4 protein-coding genes are annotated in these 2913 nt (G+C 73.5%); 3 read left to right on the top strand and 1 reads right to left on the bottom strand.

From position 1 onward, the window contains the following. Positions 1 to 743 (top strand): ATP-dependent DNA helicase (locus tag DKL51_RS29355; protein ID WP_260428706.1); only part of this gene is annotated, 743 nt, incomplete at its 5' end. Positions 744 to 749: 6 nt separating this feature from the next. Here the strand turns inward: DKL51_RS29355 and DKL51_RS29350 are convergent. After that, positions 750 to 2048, bottom strand: coding sequence for an AI-2E family transporter (locus DKL51_RS29350; RefSeq protein ID WP_423790614.1), 1299 nt, complete (start codon positions 2046 to 2048; stop codon positions 750 to 752). 155 nt (positions 2049 to 2203) lie between these two features. Between DKL51_RS29350 and DKL51_RS29345 the strand changes: the two genes are divergently transcribed. After that, positions 2204 to 2551 carry a GroES family chaperonin gene (locus DKL51_RS29345; protein ID WP_109943143.1) on the top strand — a complete coding sequence of 116 codons (348 nt, stop codon included), beginning with the start codon at positions 2204 to 2206 and terminating at the stop codon, positions 2549 to 2551. 102 nt (positions 2552 to 2653) lie between these two features. After that, positions 2654 to 2821 (top strand): hypothetical protein, encoded by a 168-nt coding sequence (locus tag DKL51_RS35335; protein WP_165823035.1) that lies wholly within the window; start codon positions 2654 to 2656, stop codon positions 2819 to 2821. Positions 2822 to 2913: the final 92 nt, after the last annotated feature.

Below are 2913 nucleotides of genomic sequence, written 5' to 3'. Positions count from 1 at the left end.
GCTGGCCGCGCTGGTCTTCCTGGGGGCGTTCATCCCGATCGTCGGGGCGGCCCTCTCCGGCGTCGTGGCGGTGCTGGTGGCGCTCGCTCGACGTCGGCTCCCCGTTCGACTACGCCCGGCAGGGCATCCTCTACGTCGCCGCGCACCTGCCCCGGCCCAGCGTCTCCGGGCTGCCCGAGGCGGCCGGTGAGGAACTGCTGGCGCTGGTGGGGGCGCTCGGTGGGCGTACCCTCGGGCTCTTCTCCTCCCGGCGGGCCGCGCAGCAGGCGGCGGAGCTGCTCCGGGCGCGGACCGACCTGCCGGTGCTGCTCCAGGGCGAGGAGGCGCTGCCGCTGCTGGTCCGCCGGTTCCGGGAGGAGCGGTCGAGCTGCCTGTTCGGGGTGATGTCGCTCTGGCAGGGCGTGGACGTCCCCGGCGACTCCTGCCAGCTCGTGGTGATCGACCGGCTGCCCTTCCCCCGCCCCGACGAGCCGCTCGCCGCGGCCCGGGCGGCGGCGGTGGACGCCAGCGGCGGTTCCGGCTTCGCCGCGGTGAGCGTGCCGATCGCGGCGGTCCGGCTGGCTCAGGGTGTCGGCCGGCTGATCCGGGCCACCGGCGACCGGGGCGTCGTCGCGGTGCTCGACTCCCGGCTGGAGACCGCCCGCGGGTACGGCCCGTTCCTGCGGCGCTCGCTGCCGCCGTTCTGGTACACCACCCGGTCGGACGTTGCCCGGGGCGCGCTGGAGCGCCTCGGAAAGAGCTGACCGAGGTCAGGGCGTCTGCGAGGCGACCACCACCGCGTCCGGTGGGGTCTCCGGCACGGTCCGGGCGGCGAGCCGGCGGATCGCCGTGTTGAGCACCGCGATCAGCGGCACCGCGACCAGGGCGCCGGCGATGCCGGCGAGGACCACGCCGGCGGCGATGCCGATGATCACCGCGAGCGGGTGGATGGCCACCGCCCGGCCCATGATCAGCGGCTGGAGCACGTGCCCCTCCAACTGCTGCACGCCGATCACCGCGCCGAGGATGATCAACGCGGTCACCGGACCGCTGTCGACGAGCGCCACCAGCACCGCCACGACGCCGGAGAGGGCCGCCCCGACGATCGGGATGAACGCCCCCAGGAAGACCAGCGCGGCCAGCGGGAAGGCGAACGGGATGTGGAAGATGACCAGGAAGATCCCGATGCCGACCGCGTCGATGAACGCGACCAGCACGGTGGCCCGGACGTACGCGCCCAGCGTCGCCCAGGACGCCCTGCCGGCGTCGTCGACCTTCCACCTGGCGGTCACCGGCAGCAGCCGGACCAGGAACCGCCAGATCTGCTTGCCGTCCCGGAGGAAGAAGAAGGTGGCGAAGAGCACCAGGATGGTGCCGGTCAGCACCTCGGCCAGGGTGGCGGCGGTGGACAGCGCCCCGCTGGTGACCTTCGAGGTGTTGCCGTTGATCCAGCCCTGCGCCTCGTCGATGTAGCGGTTGAGCTGGCTGTCGGAGAGGTGCAGCGGGCCGGTCTTGAGCCAGTTCTGGATCTGCCGGACGCCCTGCGACGACTTGTCACTCAGCTCGGGCACGCCCTGGATGAACTCGTTCACCACCAGGGTCAGCGTGCCGATCACCGCGGCCAGGCCGCCGACCAGCACCACCCCGGTCGCCAACGACCTCGGGAAGCGGGCCCGGAGCAGCCAGCCGACCGCCGGGGCGAGCAACGCGGAGAGCAGCAGCGCGACCGTCAGCGGGATGATCACGATCCGGATGGTGCCGACGATCCGCAGCAGCGCCCAGGCCACCAGGCCGATCACGATGAGCCGCCACGACCAGGCGGCGGCGATCCGCAGCGCGTGCGGCACGTCGGCGTCGTCCCGGCTGGTGGTGGAGGTGTGCAGGGCGGCGGGCTGCTCCACCCCGACCACGGTCGCCGAGGACGGGGCCGCCGGACCGGGCGAGACCGGCGAGGCCACCCCCGACTCCTCCGGCGGGTCCGCGTCCCGGACACGGCCCGCGCTCACCGAATCGCGTCCGGACTCGTACGCGCGGCGCAGCCGTCCACGTACCCGCTCGAAGCGGCTCAAGCGCACCTCCTGCAGAAGCGTCCGCCCACGACACAAGGGGGGACAGGATACGTCCGTCCACCCCACCGTAGGGCGGTTCCGCCACACATTGCCCCCGGCGATCTGCGCGTAACCACCGAAGGAGCGGCGTCGGCCGACCGGGTACCGTCTCCGGCGTGACCGCCGACCAGAACCTCGACTCCGGCCTGCCGATCCGCCTGCTGCACGACCGCGTGCTGGTGCGCATGGAGGGCAGCGAGGGTGAGCGTCGCTCCACCGCCGGCATCGTGATCCCGGCCACCGCGGCGGTGGGCAAGCGCCTGGCCTGGGCCATCGCCGTGGGCGTGGGCCCGCACGTCCGCTCGATCGTCTCCGGCGACCGGGTGCTCTTCGACCCCGACGACCGCTCCGAGGTCGAGCTGCACGGCCGGGGGTACGTCCTGCTGCGCGAGCGCGACGTGCACGCCGTCGCCGCCGAGCGGGTGGAGAACGAGCCCACCGGCTCCACCGGGCTCTACCTCTAGCCGGCCCGGCGGCGCGCCGAGGACCCACCCCGGCACCGGCCGCGCCGTTTGGGTTCTCCCTCCCGGGGAAGCCAGCGCCGACCCGGGCCCTGGGGAGGGATGATGCCGGAACTCCTGAGGAAGCTGCTGTTCTGGGGCTTCATCGCGTTCATGATCTTCTTTATGGCGTTCCGGCCGGACGGAGCCGCTCAGCTGTTCAAGGCCATCGGCGCGGCCCTGATGGCGATCTTCCAGGGCCTCGGTGACTTTCTGACCGGCATGATGACCTGACCCCGGCGGAACGTGGCGCGGTCAGGCGCCGGGCGGCCAGGGGGCGGCCGGCCGGGGGCCGTACCAGCCGGGCGGGCCGTAGCCGGCCGGGT

It is taken from the genome of Micromonospora globispora (assembly GCF_003857015.1).
Lineage (GTDB): Bacteria > Actinomycetota > Actinomycetes > Mycobacteriales > Micromonosporaceae > Micromonospora > Micromonospora globispora.
Note: the sequence above shows the minus strand (reverse complement) of the source record. Positions and strands in the feature narration are given on the sequence as shown.

Bases quoted from the DNA above. Each gene is read 5' to 3' on its own strand.
- DKL51_RS35335 (WP_165823035.1), top strand. From the start codon at position 2,654: ATGCCGGAACTCCTGAGGAAGCTGCTGTTCTGGGGCTTCATCGCGTTC.